This is a genomic window from Singulisphaera acidiphila DSM 18658 (genome assembly GCF_000242455.2).
In the GTDB taxonomy this organism is placed as follows: domain Bacteria; phylum Planctomycetota; class Planctomycetia; order Isosphaerales; family Isosphaeraceae; genus Singulisphaera; species Singulisphaera acidiphila.
In genome coordinates this window covers 5,482,317-5,501,437 of the sequence record NC_019892.1, presented here as the reverse complement: position 1 = coordinate 5,501,437, position 19,121 = coordinate 5,482,317, and the positions used below count along the sequence as shown (strand labels likewise).

Annotated in this window: 16 protein-coding genes and 1 tRNA gene; 12 read left to right on the top strand and 5 right to left on the bottom strand. The window is 64.9% G+C overall.

All coding sequences use genetic code 11. The features are described from left to right. Nucleotides 1-6: 6 nt before the first annotated feature. The 3 genes from SINAC_RS21735 to SINAC_RS21725 all read right to left on the bottom strand — a co-directional run bounded on the left by SINAC_RS21735 (nt 7) and on the right by SINAC_RS21725 (nt 3,203). Entirely contained in the window at nt 7-1,863 is a 1,857-nt protein-coding gene (locus SINAC_RS21735; protein WP_015247745.1) for an amidohydrolase, read from the bottom strand. A 69-nt stretch (nt 1,864-1,932) separates the two neighbouring features. After that, nucleotides 1,933-2,520 (bottom strand): antibiotic biosynthesis monooxygenase, encoded by a 588-nt coding sequence (locus SINAC_RS21730; RefSeq protein WP_244884897.1) that lies wholly within the window; start codon nt 2,518-2,520, stop codon nt 1,933-1,935. Nucleotides 2,521-2,537: 17 nt separating this feature from the next. Then, complete coding sequence (locus SINAC_RS21725) at nt 2,538-3,203, bottom strand: hydrolase (protein ID WP_015247743.1); 666 nt, start codon at nt 3,201-3,203, stop codon at nt 2,538-2,540. A 121-nt stretch (nt 3,204-3,324) separates the two neighbouring features. On the opposite strand from SINAC_RS21725, the gene SINAC_RS21720 reads away from it, so the two are divergent. The 3 genes from SINAC_RS21720 (at nt 3,325) to SINAC_RS21710 (ending at nt 7,757) form a co-directional block, all read left to right on the top strand. Beyond that, on the top strand, nt 3,325-3,972 hold the full coding sequence (locus tag SINAC_RS21720; protein WP_015247742.1) for an RNA polymerase sigma factor: 648 nt from the start codon (nt 3,325-3,327) through the stop codon (nt 3,970-3,972). A gap of 33 nt (nt 3,973-4,005) precedes the next feature. Then, on the top strand, nt 4,006-6,879 hold the full coding sequence (locus SINAC_RS21715; protein WP_015247741.1) for a serine/threonine-protein kinase: 2,874 nt from the start codon (nt 4,006-4,008) through the stop codon (nt 6,877-6,879). A 629-nt stretch (nt 6,880-7,508) separates the two neighbouring features. Beyond that, on the top strand, nt 7,509-7,757 hold the full coding sequence (locus SINAC_RS21710; protein ID WP_015247739.1) for a hypothetical protein: 249 nt from the start codon (nt 7,509-7,511) through the stop codon (nt 7,755-7,757). Nucleotides 7,758-8,041: 284 nt separating this feature from the next. On the opposite strand, the gene SINAC_RS21705 is transcribed toward SINAC_RS21710, so the two are convergent. After that, nucleotides 8,042-9,700 (bottom strand): hypothetical protein, encoded by a 1,659-nt coding sequence (locus tag SINAC_RS21705; protein WP_015247737.1) that lies wholly within the window; start codon nt 9,698-9,700, stop codon nt 8,042-8,044. Nucleotides 9,701-10,075: 375 nt separating this feature from the next. Here SINAC_RS21705 and SINAC_RS21700 point away from each other — a divergent pair, with 375 nt between their 5' ends. The 7 genes from SINAC_RS21700 (at nt 10,076) to SINAC_RS21670 (ending at nt 16,133) form a co-directional block, all read left to right on the top strand. Next, entirely contained in the window at nt 10,076-10,618 is a 543-nt protein-coding gene (locus tag SINAC_RS21700; RefSeq protein ID WP_015247736.1) for an inorganic diphosphatase, read from the top strand. 1 nt (nt 10,619) lies between these two features. Next, nucleotides 10,620-11,561, top strand: a complete 942-nt coding sequence (locus tag SINAC_RS21695) for an SDR family oxidoreductase (protein ID WP_015247735.1) — start codon at nt 10,620-10,622, stop codon at nt 11,559-11,561. Between the two features lie 172 nt (nt 11,562-11,733). Continuing rightward, nucleotides 11,734-12,783, top strand: a complete 1,050-nt coding sequence (locus SINAC_RS21690; protein WP_015247734.1) for an N-acetylmuramoyl-L-alanine amidase — start codon at nt 11,734-11,736, stop codon at nt 12,781-12,783. A 19-nt stretch (nt 12,784-12,802) separates the two neighbouring features. Next, complete coding sequence (locus tag SINAC_RS21685; RefSeq protein WP_015247733.1) at nt 12,803-13,723, top strand: NAD-dependent epimerase/dehydratase family protein; 921 nt, start codon at nt 12,803-12,805, stop codon at nt 13,721-13,723. A 164-nt stretch (nt 13,724-13,887) separates the two neighbouring features. Beyond that, the gene (locus SINAC_RS21680; protein WP_237722858.1) at nt 13,888-14,622 is read left to right on the top strand and encodes a hypothetical protein; all 735 of its coding nucleotides are present in this window, start codon (nt 13,888-13,890) and stop codon (nt 14,620-14,622) included. A 32-nt stretch (nt 14,623-14,654) separates the two neighbouring features. Beyond that, nucleotides 14,655-15,971: an efflux RND transporter periplasmic adaptor subunit gene (locus SINAC_RS21675; RefSeq protein ID WP_015247731.1), complete on the top strand. Its 1,317-nt coding sequence runs from the start codon at nt 14,655-14,657 to the stop codon at nt 15,969-15,971. A gap of 88 nt (nt 15,972-16,059) precedes the next feature. After that, nucleotides 16,060-16,133, top strand: a tRNA-Arg gene (locus SINAC_RS21670). A 105-nt stretch (nt 16,134-16,238) separates the two neighbouring features. On the opposite strand, the gene SINAC_RS21665 is transcribed toward SINAC_RS21670, so the two are convergent. Further along, nucleotides 16,239-17,027, bottom strand: a complete 789-nt coding sequence (locus SINAC_RS21665; RefSeq protein ID WP_015247730.1) for a hypothetical protein — start codon at nt 17,025-17,027, stop codon at nt 16,239-16,241. 828 nt (nt 17,028-17,855) lie between these two features. On the opposite strand from SINAC_RS21665, the gene SINAC_RS21655 reads away from it, so the two are divergent. Together SINAC_RS21655 and SINAC_RS21650 are read left to right on the top strand one after the other, a co-directional pair. Beyond that, the gene (locus tag SINAC_RS21655) at nt 17,856-18,386 is read left to right on the top strand and encodes a hypothetical protein (RefSeq protein ID WP_015247728.1); all 531 of its coding nucleotides are present in this window, start codon (nt 17,856-17,858) and stop codon (nt 18,384-18,386) included. A gap of 92 nt (nt 18,387-18,478) precedes the next feature. Next, nucleotides 18,479-18,787: a hypothetical protein gene (locus tag SINAC_RS21650; protein ID WP_015247727.1), complete on the top strand. Its 309-nt coding sequence runs from the start codon at nt 18,479-18,481 to the stop codon at nt 18,785-18,787. Nucleotides 18,788-19,121: the final 334 nt, after the last annotated feature.

Genomic DNA, 19,121 nt, shown 5'->3' with positions numbered 1-19,121 from the left:
CCCCGATCAAAAAGCCCAGCACGCGCATCCTTCGCCCCAGAATGGATCTCTTGCCCCGTGCTTCGAGGGACTGAGCAGCTTGTGCAGCAGCGTATGCATACTCCCCGCGCGACAGCAGTGAGGAGCCTGACGGATCTTTTCGGAAGAAGTCCGCATCGCCTGGGTATGGTAGCCTCCATAGAATCCGACCGGCGACCAGTCGGGCATGACCGGGAGCGGCTTCGGGGCGACGGCGTCGAACGGCCCGCCGCCGTAGACGACCTTGCCGCCGACCACGGTCAGGACCGATTCGATGCCCCGAATCTCGTGCTCCGGCACCGCGAAGTAATCGTCCGACAGCACGGCGAGGTCGGCGAGCTGGCCGGCCGCGATCACCCCTTTGGATTGCTCCTCGCCCGACATCCAGGCGGAGCCCCGCGTGTACAGGCGGAGCGCGGTGACGCGATCGAGACGATTCGCCTCGGGATAGAGGGCGAGCCCGCCGACGGTCCGGCCACTCACCAACCAGGCGAGCGAGACCCAGGGGTTGAAGCTCGCCACTCGGGTCGCGTCCGTCCCCGCCCCGACGGGAATACCCATCGCCAGCATCTTTGCGACCGGCGGGGTATGCTCGGCCGCCTCCGCCCCATAGCGGTCGACGAAATACTCGCCCTGGAACGCCATCCGGTGCTGGACCGCGATCCCGCCGCCGAGGGCCTTGATCCGCTCCAGGTTCCGCTCGGTAACGGTCTCGGCGTGGTCGAAAAACCATCGCAGGCCTTCGAACGGGACCTCGCGGTCCACCGCCTCGAACACGTCCAGGAATCGGCCGATCGACTCGTCGTAGGTCGCGTGCAGGCGGAACGGCCAGCGGTGCTCGGCCAGGAGCCTGACCACCCGATGGAGTTCACCCTCCATGCCGGGGTCCAGGTCGGGCCTGGGTTCGAGGAAATCCTCAAAGTCCGCAGCCGAGAAGACGAGCATCTCGCCTGCGCCGTTCATCCGGTAATAGTCGTCGCCAGCCCCCGGCTGGGTCATGCCGACCCATCGGGAGAAGTCCTCGAACTCGCCCTTCGGCTTCTGAGTGAAGAGGTTGTACGCGACGCGGACCGTCATCTCCCCGCGACGGTGCAGGTCTTCGATGACCGCGTAGTCGTCGGGATAGTTCTGGTAGCCCCCGCCGGCGTCGATCACGCTCGTCACGCCGAGCCGATTCAGCTCCCGCATGAAATGCCGTGTCGAGTTCATCTGGTATTCCGGCGGCAGCTTCGGGCCCTTGGCGAGCGTCGAGTAGAGGATCATCGCGTTGGGCCGGGCGATCAGGGCACCGGTCGGGTTGCCCTGCTTGTCGCGCTGGATCTCGCCCCCCGGCGGATCCGGCGTGTCCTTCGAATAACCGACCGCCCTCAAGGCCGCAGCGTTCAGTAGCGCACGGTCGTAGAGGTGGAGGATGAAGACGGGCGTGTCGGGGGCGGCCGTGTTGATCTCGGCCAGAGTCGGCATCCGGCGCTCGGCGAACTGGAACTCGTTCCAGCCCCCTACGACGCGTACCCACTGGGGTGCGGGCGTCCGGATGGCCTGCTCGCGAAGCATCCGCATCGCGTCGGCCAGGGAGGGCACGCCGTCCCACCGCAGCTCGAGGTTATAGTTCAGGCCACCCCGAATCAGGTGCAGATGCGAATCGTTGAGCCCGGGGATGGCCCGGCGGCCTCCGAGGTCGATCGCACGTGTCGAGGGGCCCCGCGTCGCCATCACCTCGTCATCGGTGCCGACGACGAGGACCTTGCCGTCGCGGATCCCGACGGCAGTCGCCTCGGGACGGGCCATGTCGAGGGTGGCGATCGCCCCGTTGTGCAGAATGAGGTCGGCCGATTGCAATGACATGATTACTCCTTTCTTAGCCCCCTGGCGAGTCACCAACCTCCCAGTCTCCTCGAAGTGGAAGGCAGCGGGCTACCCGCCAGGGGCCGGATCCTGGCGTAGCCAGCCCCGCATCGCCCGTGACAGCACCGGCATGACACCCCAGGTCAGGGCCCCGACGACGGCCGCGTTGAAGCCGAGTAGGTTCGCCCACCAGGGCCATCCGGCAATCAGCGGACGCAGGACGACACCGAGGGTCCCAACCGTCAGGCAGACCCCAACCCATGTCACGAGCGCCATCTTCCACCGTGGGGGCGGCACGAGCGTGCGTTCGCCCGGCAGGCGGAACCAGGTCTCCAGGCCGGACACCTCCTCGACCGAAGGGGCATCGGTGAGGAGCGGCCGGATCTCTTCGAGCCAGGCCTGATACCGATCCCAGGCTTGAAACTCCCGCCATACCGATTCTGAGGCGAAGCTGAGGATGACGACGTATTCGCAGCCCCCATCCGGCGGCGGGACGACGTGGACCCCGAGATGGCCCGTGAACGCGACCGACACAGGCGAGAAAGCTCGCACCGCGGCCTCGAACTCGGCCTGACGGCCCGCACGCACGACCCGCCGGATGATGACGCTCAGCGCCCTACCCGGCGACGCGGGCCCCCCGGGCGCGACGTCCATCATGGTCCCAGCCTGGGACATCACTTCTCGGCCTTGTGCCGCAGGCCCATGGGCGGCTGCTTGTGGACCATCGTGTAGGCGTACTCGACCCCCTGGCCGTAGGCGCCGGAGTGCTCGAGCACGATCTTCATAACCGCGTCGTAAGTCTCACGTCGCGCCCAATCCCGCTGGAACTCCAGCAGCACCTGCTGCCAGGTGACCGGCACACCACCGGCCTGGACGATCCGCTGCATTGCGCAGCGGTGGGCCGCCTCGCTGGTCCCTCCCGAGGCGTCCTCGACGGCGTAGACCTCGAAGCCCGCCTCCATGGCCTGGATCGCGGGGAACGTCAGACAGACCTCTGTCCACAGGGCAGCGATGACCAGCTTCTTGCGGCCCAGACGCTCGACCTCGGCGACGAAAGCCTTGTCCTCCCAGGAGTTCATCGAGGTCCGTTCGAAGTGCTTCTGGCCCGGGAACAGGTCGGTGAGCTGCGGCCACATGTTTCCACTGAAGCTCTCGGACTCGACAGTGGTCAGGATGACCGGGACGTTGAACACCTTGGCCGCCTTGGCCAGCCCAACCGTGTTGTTGAGTAGGGTCTGGCGGTCGATGCTCGCCACCCCGAAGGCCATCTGTGGCTGGTGATCGATGAAGACGACCGTGCAATTTTCGGGTGTAAGCAGACTGTGGATCGGATGCGACAAGGCTCGATCTCCCGGAGTGGAGGGGACTGCCGATCGGGACGCTCCTTCCCTAAGCGTGGCGGGGGTTCACGCATCTTGGTAAAATCCCAAGTCACGCCACAAGTCGCGGTCAGGGCTCGCCATGGATCATGAACCCACCACCATCGTCGTTCAGCGCATCCTCGAAGAACTCGCCAAGGACGCCCCCTCCGAGCCGGTTGTCCGGGCCCTGCTGGAACGCTCCGCCTGCCGCCTACGGCGCCTCTGCGTCCTGCTCCTGACCCGGAGCTACCCCCGCCTGATGCGGCCGCCGCTGAACCTGGAGGCGGAGGAATTGCTCGGCGCCGTGGTGGAACGGCTGATGAAGGCGCTCCGCGAGGCCCGGCCCGCGAGCGTGCGCGAGTATTTCGCCCTGGCCAGCCAGCACATGCGCTGGGAGCTGAATGACCTGGCCCGACGCTTAGATGAGCGTCCGGCCGTGGTGGAGTTCCTGGACGGCATGGTCCCCGCGCCGAGCGGGAGCGAGTCCAGCCTGACGGTGGACGGGCGCCGGATGTTCCGGGCGATCGACGACCTCCCCGACGACGAACGCGAGGTGTTCGACCTGGTCCGCATCCAGGGGATGACCATGCCCGAGGCCGCCGAGGTGCTCGGAATCTCAGAATCGACGGCGAAGCGGAGGCTGCGCAAAGGGCTCGCCCAACTTGCGGAGGCACTGAACGACCTCCAGCCTCCCGATTCGTTCGGGCCTGATGCCCCGAAAAACGTGGAGCGCCGACGACTGTCGTGACCGTGGCCGGGGAGGCCCGAGAGGGGAGGCGTCGTGTCGATCGACTTGCGGGTGAGTGAGCTGCTCGAGGAACTCTACGACTCGGGCCTGACCCCGGAAGAGGTCTGCGGCGATTTCCCGGAATTGCTGCCGGAACTGCGGGAGCGATGGCGGCAGGTTTGCAATCTCGAAGCCGAGCTCGACCTCTGCTTCCCGCCCGAGCGGGAAGGGCAAGAGAAGGAAACGAGGGATCGAGAAGCCGCCGACCTGCCGCAGGTCCCCGGTTATGAGGTAGAGGGCCTCCTGGGTCGAGGCGGGATGGGGGTCGTCTACAGGGCTCGCCACCTGCGACTGAACCGGGTCGTCGCGATCAAGATGGCCGTCGCCGGGGCCCATGCCAGGTCGCGCGAGCGATTCCAGCGAGAGGCCGAGGCCGTTGCGGCCCTCCGGCACCCCCACGTGGTGCAGATCTATGACGTGGGCGACTCGGAAGGGCGTCCCTACTACTCGATGGAACTCATCGCCGGGGGCAGCCTGGCCCAGACGGCAAAGCCCACGACGCCGCGCGAGGCCGCATCGCTCCTCTTGCCGCTGGCCGGGGCCGTCCACGCGGCCCACTCGGTCGGGATCATCCATCGCGACCTGAAGCCGGCGAACGTCCTGCTCGAACCGGACGGCACTCCGAAGATCGGCGACTTCGGCCTCTCACGCCGGCTCGACGATGCGGCGGGCCTCACGATGGACGGAGTCCTGATCGGGACCCCGAGCTACATGGCCCCCGAGCAGGCCGCTGGAGAACAGGAGGCGGTCGGGGCAGCCACCGACGTCTATGCCCTGGGCGCGATCCTCTACGAACTGGTCACCGGCCGGCCGCCGTTCCGGGGGGAGACTCCGACCGAAACGGCCCGGCTGGTCGTCCAGTCGGACCCCGCGCCCCCAGCGCGGCTGAACGCCAAGGTCCCTCGAGACCTTGAGATCATCTGCCTGAAATGCTTGAACAAAGACCCAATGCGGCGGTATCCCTCGGCCGCGTTGCTGGGCGCGGACCTGCGACGCTTCCTGGACGGGGAAGCCATCGAGGCGAGACCCGAAGGCAGGATCGAGCGGCTGAGGCGGCGGATCCAGAGCAACCCGGGAACCTCAGCGCTGCTCGCCTGCGTCGTCCTGCTCGCGGCGTTCCTGGCCGGTGTCGGCCTGTGGCTGGCGGGCGAACGGGAGGCAGTCGGCCGACGGGCCGCGGCCGAGCAAGCGGCCAATGAACGGGCGGCGAAGGATGACCTGAAGGACATGGCCCGAGAGCTCGAGCGGAGAGCCTGGGCCGAGGCGGGTTCGGCACTCGAGCGGGCGGAGGAACGTCTCGGCAAGCGGGGGACGCCGGAGTTGCAACAGGCCCTCGACCAGGGCCGCCGCAATCTCGAGCTGGTGGCGCAACTCGACGCCATCCGCCTGAGGCGAGCCAGGAGCATCGGAGGCGTCGTCGATTACACGGGGGCGGGCGAAGCCTACGCAGCCGCATTCCGCCGGTTCGGGCTGGGCGGACCCGACGAGAAGCCGGAGGCCGTCGCGACGCGGATTCGGGCGTCCGACGCCCGCAGGGCCCTGGTGGACGCCCTCGACGATTGGCCGGTCCCATCGCCCGACGCACCGCGCAAGGAATGGCTCCTCCGGGTGGCGCGGCTGGCAGACCGGGAACAGTCGGGCTGGGTCGCCGAGGCCCGCGACCCGGAAGTCCGCAGAAGCCGCACCGCGCTCGAACGGCTCATCGCGGCGGCGCCGGTGGACAACCAGCCTGTGACGCTGCTACTGGCGATCGCCGAGGACGTCAGTGCGACGGGCGGGGACCCGGTCCCGTTCCTCACACGGGTCCAGCAGGCCCGGCCCGGCGACTTCTGGGCGAACCTCGCGATCGGGTCCGTCCTGGGCCGCGCCAGGCGGCATTCGGAGGCAATCCGCTACCTGCAAGCCGCCCTGTCGATCCGGCCGGACGCAGCCATCGGCTACAACAATCTGGGCCGCTGCCTGGCCGACTCCGGCAGGCCGGGCGAGGCCATCGAGTACTTTCGTTCGGCTCTGCGGATCGACCCGACGGCCGCCACATCGAGCTACAATCTCGGCCACGTCCTGAGGGCCACCGGGCGGGCCGACGAAGCCATCGAGCAACTCCGTTTAGGGCTGGGAGCCAACCCAGCGAACGCCTTGCTCCACGCCGGCCTCGGCGACTCCCTGGCCGCCGGGGCCAAGCACGACGAGGCTCTCTCCGAATATCGCAAGGCCGTGTCGATCGACCCGAAGCTCGCGATCGCCCAGGCGGGCCTGAGAACGACGCTCATGCGCCTCGGCCACCCCGAGGAGGCGCGAACCACCTGGCGACTTGCGATCGAGGCAAACCCCCAGAGCATCGATGCCCTGGACGGCTATGCCGAATTCTGCCTGTTCCTCGGTCTCAAAGAGGACTATCGCGTGGCTCGCCGCGATTTGCTCGACCGCTTCGGAGAGCTTGTCGACCCACAGCCCGCCGAGCGCACTGGGCGAGCCTGCCTCCTCCTCCCCGCAACGCCCGAAGAGGCGGGCCGGGCCGCGCTCCTGATCGATCGCGCGATCGCCGACGCCAGAACAAAACCCCTGACCTGGACGTACCCCTATTTCCTCTTCGCCAAGGGTCTGGCCGAATACCGCCTGGACCGCCTCGACAGCGCCATCGCGATCCTACAGGCCGAGGCTTCGGCAGTAATGGGGCCTTGTCCTCAGCTTCTCACGGCCATGGCACAACACCGCCTGGGACACAAGGACAAGGCCGCCAAGTCGCTCGCGTCGGCCATCGAATCCTACAACTGGCGGTCGCCTACCATCGACCGCGAGGCTTGGATCTACCACATCCTGCGACGGGAGGCGGAGGGCCTGGTCGAGCCGGATAAGGCAGCGAGGTAGGGAACGGCTTGCTTGAGGATTTTCCGGATGGTGTTTCGCGAATGCTCGAATTCGCTCGCGATCTGGCGGATGGACTTGCCATCGCGTCGCGCCCTCCGCTCCGAATGGCTCCGTAGTCGTCCAGACGTAAGCACATCCTTGACCCTCCGTGAGGTGAACACTCCCTGCGGGAATGTTCACGGTAACGGAGGAGGCTGCGGGGGGGCACTTTTACGCGATCAGAGTCTGTCCCAGAAGGCGAATCCTATCGGTATTTTTCAATAATCTTTCGGGTGCCACGGGTTCCGTACTCGGACCCCGTGCGGGAATTCCTTGGGCTGGGCGCACGGGGTCCGAGTACGGAACCCGTGGCACCCCAGCGCCCTTCCTTTCCCGGTGAAGCCTGACCTTCCGAGACAGACACTCAGTTCCAGTACGTGATAATCCTTTTCGCCGAAGGACGCGCCACGGAGCCGCACCAGATTTCCGCACGATATTGCCGAAATCCCCCATGGGGGAATCCGCCCCACAATCGCTCGAAAATGAGTGGGATTTTATCTCCGGCTAACGGTCATCTCAGGCACGACCCGTAATCTTCGGATGCACGGGAAGGCCGGGCAGAAATGAAGGAGAGACCAGGAGGCCATGCGATGCACGCGAAGGTATTCGATACGATCATCCGAACGACATTCGAGGCGAGCGCCCTAAATGCGTTGACCGGGATCGTGACGTTGATGACGTTACGACTGGTCGATTCGCTCGTGGACCGGATCGTCTCGTCGCGCTGGCTGGCCATGATACTTGGAGACGATCACGCAGGCGCGACGCATCAATTGGATGACGTCAACGAAATGGTCGCACCATCGGCGGTCCACTCGACCGAGGGCGTCAGCAATTGACTGCTGTGAGGAAATTTGCATTCCAATGCATGACATCGCTTTTTCAGCTTGAGGCAGAAATAAATCCATGCAGATCAAACTCCATCTGATCGCCGTCGCGGCGGGCATTATAGCGGCCACCTTCTTCATCAATGAGAACAAGGAGCGTCGAGTCGTGGGGCGAGAGACTGACGCCCCTCGCCCCACACTCGACGCCCTTACGGGGGTCTGCAAGGCTCAGCCGGAGGAGTCTCCAGGCCCGGAGATGGATCGCGGGCCTGGATCAAACCTCTCGTCCCTTGGGATCAACGGCCCCATCGACCGCCGAACTGGCCCCCTGGCCCTCCACCGTTGGGCGAACCATTGAACTGGAAGGCCTGGCCGCTCGCACCGGCTGCGCGAGTGGAGGTCACGCTGAACGGACCGAACTGGCTACCGCCCCCCATCATGACACCGCCATGCGAGACGTTGACTAGGCCACCCATCCCGCCCTCGCCAGGCGAAGCGGTGAACTGGCCGCCGCCATCCATCATGGCACCGCCGTGCGAGACCTTGATTAGGCCACCCATCCCGCCCTCGCCAAGCGAAGCGGTGATCGGGCCGCCGCCATCCATCATGACGCCGCCGGCCGATGAGAAGGCGACCGGGAAAGCGTTCACCGGGCCGCCCGGCATATCACCGGCGAACAGACCGGCCATCGGGGCTCCCGAATCGAATCCGCCGGTCAGGCCGGCGAAGAGGCTCCCGACCACGTCATCGGTCGAAGCGATCGCAGAGGTCGTTTCTCCGGCATCGGCGTTCATCTCCTTCGTGATCGCCTCCCGGTCGGCCGCGATGGTCGCCAGGTCGTCGGACGTGACATGCGAGGCGGCGACTACGGCCTGGATATCAGCAACGGCCGTGTCGATCAGGGTCTGGTCGGTGACTCCCTGGCTCTTGAGAACCGCCGTGAAGTCCGCGACGAGCTGGGCCTGCTGAGCGTCGGTCGGGATCTGGCCGTCGAGCGACTCCACGGTCGCGTTCAGAGCCTTGAGCGCATCCTGGTCGGGGTCGGTCGTGGCCGCCTTCTGGATGGCGTCGAAGTCATTGCGGACGGCGGCCAGAAGCTTCGGCGTCACTTCCGACTTGTCCTGAATCGCCTGGAGATCGGTCTGAAGCTTCTCGAAACCCTGCTTCACCGCCTCGCTGGGCCCCGTCTTGGTGATCGTGCTCGTGTTCCCCCCTTGGGCGCCGGTCACGTTGGTCGGCTGGCCGAGGGCCCCCCTGAAGCTCACCGGCTCCCGGTTTCCGGCCTGACCACCGAACCAGCCCCCCATCGGCCCGCTGGGCATCGCATTGAAGGAGCCTCCTCCCATCGCCGGGAGCGTGCGGGCAAGCTGGACCGGCGCCATGGTGCCGTCGGCCGAGTTCGCCGGGAGTGTTGTGGCGTCCGTCGCCAAGGCCTCGGGGGGAACGCCCGTGCTATCGGTGGCCACGACGGTACTAACGGCCGAAGTCGTATCGGACGCATCCGGGGTCGCAGTGAGAGTGGCGGGCGTCGTGATGGCGGTGGTGTTCGGAGTGGCGGTCGCAGTGGTATTCGGAAGGTTCTGCCAGGACGGACGAACTGCCTGGCTGTTCCTGGCGGAGAGTCCTCCACGTCCCACGCCGCCAGCCAACGCGTAGCTATGGCCCCTGAAATTCCCGGGCTGCCCGGTTTGCGTGAAAGCCGAGGACGAGGCAGCTCCGCCGCCAAATCCACGAACATTCTGCCCCACCATCGTCCCCCTTGTGGTGGAAAGCTGACCATACTGGGTGGTTGGGGCAGAAGGCATCCCCATGTGACCGCGAAGCAGGGTGGTTGTGGAGAGGAGCTGGCGACCCTCGAGCGACTCGCAGCGCACGGCTGCGGCGAGATCACGGCGGGGGGCGAGTTCCTGGCTCTTGATCCAGGTGGCGATCAGGCGACGGAGCATCGAGTCCATTTCGATCTTCCTTCGGATTTACAGGCAAGAAAAATCCCTAGGGGGTCCTGGCATCCTTTCCAGGTTCGCCCCAGGTCCCAAAGTGGGCACCCGGTTGTTGGCTCATTGCGGCAGGCTCATGGTGATAAGAGATTGGCATTTTCGCCGGCTCACCCTGTAAAGAATCATGAATTCAGGAAGAGTCCTTCAGACGACGGTCGCCTCCTTAGACGGTGGTAAGGCTCCCCGGACCAAGGCGGCTCGAAGATCGGGGTTGTATGCGATTGGAGGGGGGCGACGAGATCGATCGTTGGCCGTCAAGGCGGCGGTCTGGTATGATAGGGGGCCTTGGATTTTTGGTTCGAGCAGGCATTACCTCGAAACGATTAGGGTCTCATGCTTCATCCCTGGCACGACGTCACTCCGGGCGAGCACCTGCCCCAGGAGTTCAATGCGCTCGTCGAGATCCCGATGGGGTCGAGCGTCAAGTACGAGTTGGATAAGCGCACGGGCCTGCTTCGGCTCGACCGGGTGCTCTATTCGGCCGTCTATTACCCGGCCAACTACGGGTTCATCCCCCAGACCTACGCCGAAGACGAAGACCCGCTCGACGTCCTGGTGCTCTGCCAGGAAGCCGTGGCGCCGATGACTCTGGTCACCGCCCGGGCGATCGGTCTGATGACGATGATCGACTGCGGCAAGCGCGACCACAAAATCCTCGCCGTCGCGGTGGGCGACCCGGAATTCAACAGCTTCCACGACGCCTTGGATCTCCCTCCTCACCGCCTCACGATGCTCCGCCGCTTCTTCCAGGACTACAAGCAGCTCGAGGGCAAGGACGTCGCGGTCGACGAGATCCAGTCAGCCGATCTCGCCCTGCCGATCATCGAAGAGTCGCTGCAGCGGTACAGCACGGTCCGCCGCAAGGGGTTCAACTGAGATGAGCCACCGATCGACGGCCGCCGCCGTCCGGATGCGCGCGGCCGTGATCGGCGGGTCGGGGCAGCTTGGCGGCTGGCTGCTCCGCGTGCTCGCCGAGCGCGGGCACGACGCGGCCGGAACGTTCGCCACGACGGCGTTCCCCGGCCTGACCCCGCTCGACGCCGCCGACTCAGCAGCGGCGGCCGACTGGGTGCGAAGTCAGAATCCATCGGTGGTCTTCTATCCGGCCGGATTCACCTGGGTCGACGGCTGCGAACGTGACCCCGGAAAAGCGCGGGCCGCCAACGTCGAACAGCCCCTGAACCTGGCCCGAGCAGCCGCCGAGGTGGGCGCGCGCTTCGTCTACTTTTCCACCGATTACGTCTTCGACGGCCAGGACGGTCCTTACGCCGAATCCGCCGCGCCTCGGCCCCTTTCCGTCTACGGCCAGGCCAAGCTCGAAGCCGAACAAGCCCTGGCCGACGCGCTGGGCGACCTGCTTCTGGTCGCGCGCACCACCTGGGTCTACGGCCCCGAGCGGCAAGGGAAGAATTTCGCGTACCAGCTTGCCAAAGCGCTCAGCGAAGGGCGTTCCCTCCCCTGCCCTTCAGACCAGGTCTCGACCCCGAGCTACGGCCCCGACGTTGCGCAGGCGATGGTCAGGCTGATCGAGCAGGGTCGGTCGGGCCTCGTCCACGTGGCTGGCCCCGACCTGATGGACCGGGTCGCGTTCGCCCAGGCCCTGGCCCACTCCTTCGGGCTGAACGCCGCACGGATCGAGGCCAGAACGACCGCCGAACTCGGCCAGGGGGCCCCTCGCCCGCTCAAGAGCGGCCTGCTCACCCCTCGGCTCGACGCCTGGCTCCCCGGCTTGATGCGTCCCTTGGCCGACTGCCTGCTCGACTTCCGGGCCAGGCTCGACGAGCCTGGAGGATGGGTCCGTCCGCTTGTCGCAACTTGATCGCATAAGGGCTGGCCTTTTTGCGGCGGGTTCGCCATGATTGTTTGAGGAGATAACGGCCAACGCATCTCCTGTTCCACGAACACTCTCCCCGTCGTGGTGAAGTCATGAACGGCCTTTCGGCCGGATCAAACCTTCCGTTTCCTCATAACCCATCCAAATGACGAACACTATGACCAATGTTCTGTTGAGCATTCGTAATTCGGCGGTCGACCGCCGAACTCTCCTGGGAACCGGCCTGCTCTTGCTGCTTGGGTTCGGGGCTTCGGCCTCCGCCGACGAGCCGAAGGTGGGCGAGAAACTACCGCGCCGGGGAGACGAGATCGTCGTCTGCGGCCAACTCTTCCACACCACCGCACCGGTCGTCCTCTGGACCGATCCGGGCGGATACGACGCCTACCGGGTCGATCGCCGGTTCGGCCCGGTCGTGAATGTCCGGGAGAAGGCCAAGGTGAAAGAACGGAACGAGGTCACCATCGGGTTCGGTGTGCGCCAGGTGCCCCTCACGCCGGAGCAGACCGAACAGGTGCGCGGCGGCGGCTGGGACCTGACCTCGCTTCAGAACGTCGTCGATCAGTTCGTGATCCACTACGACGTCGCCGGCACGAGCCAGAGTTGCTTCCAGGTCCTCCACGACAAGAGAGGCCTGAGCGTCCAGTTCATGCTCGACCTCGACGGCACGATCTACCAGACCCTCGACCTGAAGGAAGGCGCCTGGCACGCCACCAAGGCCAACGGCCGCTCCATTGGGATCGAGATCGCCAACATGGGGGCCTACCCGATCGGCGGCGCCAAAACGTTCGACGAGTGGTACCGCCGCGACTCGGACGGCCAGGTCCAGATCATTCTGCCCGACAACGAGCTGAAGGCGCAACACAAGCGGGGTGAGAACCCAACCTGGGTGCCTCGGCCGAGCCGAACCGAGCCGGTCGTCGGGACGATCCACGGCCAGAAGCTCCAGCAGTACGACCTGACCCCCGAGCAGTACGACTCGTTGACCAAGCTGACCGCCACCCTCTGCACCGTCTTCCCCAAGATCAAGTGCGAGTACCCCCGCGACCAGGCCGGCGCCCTCCTGACCAAGACGCTGCCCAACGCCGAGTACGACCGCTTCCAAGGGGTCCTGGGCCACTATCACATCCAGACCAACAAGACCGACCCCGGCCCCGCCTTCCAGTGGGACAAGGTCATCGACGGCGCCCGGGCGCTGATGGCGAAGTAAACCAAAAAAAGGATCGACCATGCGGATTGGTGTGACCGGCGCGACAGGGTTCCTCGGCCGCTCTCTCGTTGCGAACCTGGCCAACGCCGGGCATCACCTCCGCTGCTGGCACCGCCCCTCGAGTTCCCACGAGGGGTTGGAGCCGTTCCAGGTTTCTCTCACCTGGGTGCCGGGCGAGTTGGGCAACGACCAGGCCGCGCAGGACCTGGTCGCAGGCTGTGATGCCGTGGTCCACTCCGCGCTCTATCATCCCTCCGGCGGCTTCATGGGGGGCGAGGGAGACCTCATCCCGTTCCTGGAGACGAACCTCATGGGGACGATCCGCCTGATCGAGGCCGCCCGCGCGGCCGGGGTCAAGCGGTTCGTCTTCATCTCGACTTGCGCGGTCTACGACACCATCCTCGGCGACCGACCGCTCGACGAGACCCATCCGCTCTGGCCGGCCAGCCACTACGGGGCCCACAAGGCGGCCCTCGAAGCCTTCGTCCGCAGCTATGGCCAGGGGCAAGGTTATCCGATCTGCGCTCTCCGCCCGACCGGGATCTACGGCCTGGCCCACCCCGCTCGCAAGAGTAAGTGGTTCAACCTGATCGCCGCCGTGGCGCGAGGTGAGACAGTGGATTGCCGGCGCGGCGGCAAGGAAGTCCACGTCACCGACGTTGCCCAGGCGGTCGCCCTCCTCCTGGCCGCCGACGCCAAGGCCATCACCGGCCAGGCGTTCAACTGCTGCGACCGCTACGTTTCCGAGTATGAAGTGGCCACGATCGCCCGCCAGCGCTCGGGAGCCGGAGGCGAAATCCTGGGCACCCCCTCCGCCCCCAAAAACCAGATCGTCACCACCAAGCTGCAAGCGTTGGGCATGCAGTTCGGCGGCGTCCCGCTCCTGGAACAGACCATCGACGCGCTGCTTGCGGTAACCTCCTCCTCCCCAACGGTTTGAGACCAGGACCTCGAAACCGGTCAGGAAACGCGAAAGACTCCCGAGAAAGACCGAAACCAGCGACGGCATCGACGGGTATCGATGGCGGCCCCCTTGAGGTCGATCGTCGACGCGGGGACTGCTGCCGAAGCGATGCCCGATCTCGCGGAGTCCTCGTATTGGCCATGGTCGAGGCGGTAAGCATGGGATCGTCGAGCCGGGCCGGAGCCGCCTCGGATCGTTCGCGGTTCGGGCTGACCCTGGCGCTCTGGGGTGCCCTGGTCCTCGGGCTGAACGGACTGACCTGGCTCACCGGGTTCCGGACGGGCCCCTTGACCGAGGGGGTCGAGCAGGGCGCTGCACGTGTCGAGTCGCGAGGCGTCGGCGAGGTGAGCGACGACCTGATCCGCCGGGCGATCCAGACGCAGCACGACACCCTCTCGTTCTGGACCACGCTGGCCTGGCTGGGAGATTTCCTGGTCGAGCCCCTGACCCTGGCCGCGCGCGCTCTGGCAGCGGCGACCCTCTTCGCCTCGGTGGCAGCCCTGGTGGGACGTCCGGTTCGTTATGAGCTGGCCCTGAGCGAATGCGCCACAGCGCAAGGGTTTTGGGTGCTCGGCCTGGCGGTCCAGGTGGCCCTCATGATCGCGCTCCGACGGAGCGACATCGAGACCTCGCCGACCCTGCTCTTACCCGCAGGGGTCTACCCCGCCGCCGCTTGGCTGGCCCTCCGGCAGCTCGACCTGTTCGCAGTCCTGGGATGGGGAGTGCTCGCGCGCGGCGGCTGGCGGCGAGGACAAGTCAACCTGGCCACCGCCGTGCTGATCTGTGCCCTGCTCTGGCTCGTGGAGGCGGCAGCCCGGATCACCTTCGGGCTGGTGCTCGGGTCCGGGGCGAGACTGGTGATCGTACCGGGCTGAGGTGCGCTCGACGTTAGCACAAGAGAACAAAGATGTTTCGAATCGTCACAGTGACAATCGCTCTGGGAATCCTGGTCGCGGGGCTGGCCGCCGCCAACCTTCGGCGCGATCCCGGCGCGTTCGAGATCGACTGGCGGCTGGTCGCGCCGCCGGCCCGGGAAGTCATCGTCGAGCCACCGACCCGCGGCGCGATCATCCAGACCGTCGCGGCGCCGGGCAAGGTCGAGGCGGTGGAAGAAGCCGAGATCGCCTCCCAACTCGTCGGCCGCGTCATCGCGGTGAAGGTCAAGGACGGCGACTCGGTCAAAGCCGACGACGTGCTCGTTCAGCTCGACGACACCGACGCCAAGGCCCGGCTCGACTCGGCCAAGGCGCGGATCGAGCGGCTCCGCTCGGCGATCGAGCAGGCAGGGTCGGACGTGGCCAAGGCCAATCGCGACGCCAAGCAATCAGGCACCCTCGCCGACCGAGGCTTCACGGCCCCCAACGAGTTGGCCGACGCCCGCACGGCCGTCGCCAAGTCCCAGGCCGCGCTGGCGATGAGCCGTCACGAGTTGATCGAGAGCGAAGCAATGCGCCGGACCAGCCAGCAAGACCTCGACCGAACCACGATCAAGGCCCCGATCGACGGTATGGTGGCCGGGGTCAACGTCGACGTCGGCGAGGTCGTGATCGCAGGGACGACGAACCTGCCCGGCTCGGTCCTCATGACCATCAGCAACATGGACCGAATGCGCGTCCGGGCCGATGTCGACGAGACCGACGTCCCCCTGGTCCGCCGCAACCAGCCGGCCTTGGTCTACCTCCAGGCCGACCAGCTCCACCCCGTCGCCGGCACGATCGAGATGGTGGCTCCCAAGGGGAAGACCAAGGACGAAGTCGTCAGCTTCGAGACCTTGATCCGCCTCGACGAAGCCGCTGACAGCGCGCACTCCGACTCTACGTCCGCGCTTCGGCCGGCGATGACCGCGACGGTCGAGATCGAGGTCCGTCGCGCCTCCTCCGCGCTGGGAGTCCCGGCCCAGGCCGTCGTCCACCGCCGCCGCAAAGATTTACCCAACACCCCGAGCGTCCGCGCCTGGGCCGAACGCAACGCCCGCTCCCCCGGCGAAAAGGCCCAGGAGGCCGAGCTCCGCTACATCAAGATCGTCTTCGTCACCGAAGGGGGCATCGCCCGCGCCCGCCCCGTCGAAACCGGCCTGAGCGACGAGCGCAAGGTCGAAATCCTCTCCGGCCTGAAACCGGGCGAACCCGTCATCGTCGGCCCCTTCCGCACCCTCGACGAACTGAAAGACGGCGACCCCGTCAAGCCCGTCAAAACCCTCTCAGAAGCCAAGGCCGCGCGATAGCCCCAGGGCCCCGAACCGCAATCAGGCCAACAGCCGATCTCGCCCCTTGACATTGGGGGCTCCATCGAGTGTAATCCGTGGGTGCGACGTGCCCGTAGCTCAATTGGATAGAGCGTTGGCCTCCGAAGCCAAAGGTTGCAGGTTCAACTCCTGCCGGGCACACTGAGACATAAACCCCTGGGAAACCGGGGGTTTTTCGTTGCGCGGAATTATTAAAATAAAAAAAAGAGAGACAGCAGTGAGTCTGCAATCGGCGTAAGAATGAACTCAGGAGATTTGCGGCCATGCCCCTCGAACGCTACCGAAGTGGCGTGTCAACGCGGAGAAATCGGGGCAATTCGGATCAGGCGTCACTGGCCTGTTTTCCCAATCGAGATAGAGACAGCCGAGTTCCTCTTCGGGCAGAAGGGCAAACAGCGTTTCGGCTCGCTCTTTTGCCGCGAGCCATTGCCGTTTCAATGCCTTGAGGTCAACTGGCCGCGCAAGGCTCTCGTTTTCCAGATCACCCGCGTTATAGCGGGTATGCCGGTTTGCCTGACCGAGGAGCAAGTCCGGGGTAAATCCTTGATCTTTGCCGCAAGCCGCCCATATGATCGCGCCTGTGCTCAGATAGTCCTGGTCAAGCTGAAGAATGTCGAGGAAGTCGCGAACCTCGCTACGACCGGCAAGAGCCAAAACTTTGTTCGTAGCCAAGTCGGCTCGATGCAGGCAGTACCCGAAGTCTTCGTCGGCCTGCACAGGGAAAAACCGGAATGCGGAGTCCGATGTCCAGTCGAGCCGAACGCGATCTTCGCCACACCTGACCTCGGCGCTGAAGAACCCTTCGGTGCGGCGATTCCATTTCACCAAATAGCCTGCAAGCTGTAACGACTTCTCATCAGCTTTAGCAGAACTGGCAACGCTCGCAGCGATGTCGTGGAATATATCGATATCATCGGAGAAGCGAAGTCCCGTCTCTCCCCGATTGATGACGGCACCGCCCGCAACATGACTCTCTGGGTTTCGGTTCGTCGCGAGAATGCGGGCCACTCCTTTCTGGAAAGGGGTTAGCGGCATTCCTGCACTTCCTGACCCAAAATCCGGGATAGCGTCGAAGCCATCCCTCTTGGCTGAAGTTTTCCAGCGAGAACAAAGCCACGATGCCCACCATGAGCACGCAACCCCTTCACTACAAAGGGAATGCGATCTTCGGTTATGACAAGGTCGCGGGGCGCATGCCAGAAACAGCGGGCGTGAAACTCCCGATAGAGCTGGCGAGCTAACTCGATTCGATCAGCGCTCGTTGGTGTTTGAATTGCTGTTCCAGACATTGCTTCTCTCTCCCCTCTCCGGCAACGGAGACATGGGCTTCCTCTCTCAAATGTACTTAAATTATCGGCATCAGTCAACACGTAGGGTGAATCCCGTTCAGCATACCCAGTCCCATTTGCCAGCCGAGCACTTCGAGGCTGTCTTCGTCTGGATCGAAGGGGGAGGGTTCCGCGTGCTCTTCAGTCAACATCCTCGACAACACATCCCCGCGTTCGAAAAAAGTCTCGAAGTTACGGATGAAAGCGATTGACGGGCGTGCTATAGTGTCCATTAGGACATCAAGCCCCGGAGTTTTGAGTCATGCCCAGAGCCTCCCTTTGAGGTCGAGCATGGGCCGAGGCATTTGCTGGCGCTGCGGACGCCGTCGTCGCAGCACACGGTTCATGCACTTCGACCGCCCCCTGGCCCGGAAGCTGTCCCTCAGCACGGCTGAGACCCGGTGATCAGGAGGCTCGTTCCTCGGGGCTCAACGAAACGGGCCGTCGCATCTCTCGGCGCAGATCCATCCCGCGATCAAGGCCAAGGACTGCAGACTTCACTCAAAGACAATCCACATACCCTAGGGAGCTAAAAATGAATGACGCGATCATTGTGGCCAGTGCAGGTGATGAACCATCGTTCTTTTTCATAAGCATTATCGTAGCCTGGATCGCGCTTGTCGTTCTCGCGATGTATATCGCGACGCAGAAGGGCCGCTCTGCTGGTGAAGCGGTCATGATCGCCGGACTCTTCGGTCCTCTCGGCGTCATCGTTGTCGCCCTTCTGCCTACGCTCAATCCTCGGCTGATGCCAGGTCCCATCGGATCCTCAACGATGCCGACCTCGAATCCGGGCAAGCCAAAGAACCCGGCTTATGAAGACTGGTCCTATCTGATGGATTGGTCGAACGTAAAGACTGACGACGACGAAAAGAAAGCCAGGAAAGAAGCTTACAATAAGTATCTCAAAATGTTCGGTCCCAAGATGAACGACATCGCACGAGAGGGGGACACCGTTCGATTCAATTGCCTTTGCGGGTTCCCCACCCGGGTTCCCATCGAGAAGGCCGGAACAACTTTGGCCTGTTCTTCATGCGGGATCCATTTTATATCGCCGACAGCTTAGCTCGGCGGTGCGTTGGCTTCTTCTTAATCGCAGCAGGGCCCGCCCGGCCGTCATTGAGGAATGCCGGGTGCAGCACCACTGAGGAATCTGCAATGGAAGACCTCACGATCCTGTTCGTCATCGGCGCCGCGGGGATCGCCCTCTTCGGCGGGTTCGGCTCCTGGGTCGCAAGCCAGAAGGGGCGGCAGCCGGTCGAAGGAATGATGCTCGGCGCCGTCTTCGGCCCGCTTGGCGTCCTCATCGAAGCCCTCCTCCCCCAGGGCCCAGGCAGGAACCGACCCAGCAAATCCTCCCGCTCCGACTTCTGGTCCCAGCCCCCGGAGCCGACCTGGCTGAAGGAGATCGACCCAACAGCCGACTCCACCGAGAACTGGCTCAAGGAGTTAGAGAAAAAGCGATAAGGCCGCCCCGGGACTACGGGTAAGACTTCGCCAACCCCACAACAAGTCAGCAATCATTCAACAACACATCGATCCGTTTAGGATCGAGCACAGCCCACCATCCCCATCTCCTTGCCAAAGCAAAGGTTAAGATGGTGGCCGGGCCCCGCCTACGGGAAGCTTGGCGCCACGGCCGATCGCATGAAAAAAAGGGGGAAACGGGTTCAGCGAAACGCGACCCGTTCCTCGCCGGTTAATCGATCCGAAGAGACTCAGATCGATCGGGTTTGACGGCGACGGAATGCGCCAGCCACCGACGGCGGCGAGACAAAGCAGGGTCGTCCACGATCGACCG

What these genes read in the sequence shown, in the direction of transcription:
- SINAC_RS21735 (WP_015247745.1), bottom strand. Translation starts at nt 1,863, where the DNA reads ATGTCATTGCAATCGGCCGACCTCATTCTGCACAACGGGGCGATCGCC.
- SINAC_RS21730 (WP_244884897.1), bottom strand. Translation starts at nt 2,520, where the DNA reads ATGATGGACGTCGCGCCCGGGGGGCCCGCGTCGCCGGGTAGGGCGCTG.
- SINAC_RS21720 (WP_015247742.1), top strand. Translation starts at nt 3,325, where the DNA reads ATGGATCATGAACCCACCACCATCGTCGTTCAGCGCATCCTCGAAGAA.
- SINAC_RS21710 (WP_015247739.1), top strand. Translation starts at nt 7,509, where the DNA reads ATGCACGCGAAGGTATTCGATACGATCATCCGAACGACATTCGAGGCG.
- SINAC_RS21705 (WP_015247737.1), bottom strand. Translation starts at nt 9,700, where the DNA reads ATGGACTCGATGCTCCGTCGCCTGATCGCCACCTGGATCAAGAGCCAG.
- SINAC_RS21700 (WP_015247736.1), top strand. Translation starts at nt 10,076, where the DNA reads ATGCTTCATCCCTGGCACGACGTCACTCCGGGCGAGCACCTGCCCCAG.
- SINAC_RS21695 (WP_015247735.1), top strand. Translation starts at nt 10,620, where the DNA reads ATGAGCCACCGATCGACGGCCGCCGCCGTCCGGATGCGCGCGGCCGTG.
- SINAC_RS21690 (WP_015247734.1), top strand. Translation starts at nt 11,734, where the DNA reads ATGACCAATGTTCTGTTGAGCATTCGTAATTCGGCGGTCGACCGCCGA.
- SINAC_RS21685 (WP_015247733.1), top strand. Translation starts at nt 12,803, where the DNA reads ATGCGGATTGGTGTGACCGGCGCGACAGGGTTCCTCGGCCGCTCTCTC.
- SINAC_RS21680 (WP_237722858.1), top strand. Translation starts at nt 13,888, where the DNA reads ATGGTCGAGGCGGTAAGCATGGGATCGTCGAGCCGGGCCGGAGCCGCC.
- SINAC_RS21675 (WP_015247731.1), top strand. Translation starts at nt 14,655, where the DNA reads ATGTTTCGAATCGTCACAGTGACAATCGCTCTGGGAATCCTGGTCGCG.
- SINAC_RS21665 (WP_015247730.1), bottom strand. Translation starts at nt 17,027, where the DNA reads ATGCCGCTAACCCCTTTCCAGAAAGGAGTGGCCCGCATTCTCGCGACG.
- SINAC_RS21655 (WP_015247728.1), top strand. Translation starts at nt 17,856, where the DNA reads ATGAATGACGCGATCATTGTGGCCAGTGCAGGTGATGAACCATCGTTC.
- SINAC_RS21650 (WP_015247727.1), top strand. Translation starts at nt 18,479, where the DNA reads ATGGAAGACCTCACGATCCTGTTCGTCATCGGCGCCGCGGGGATCGCC.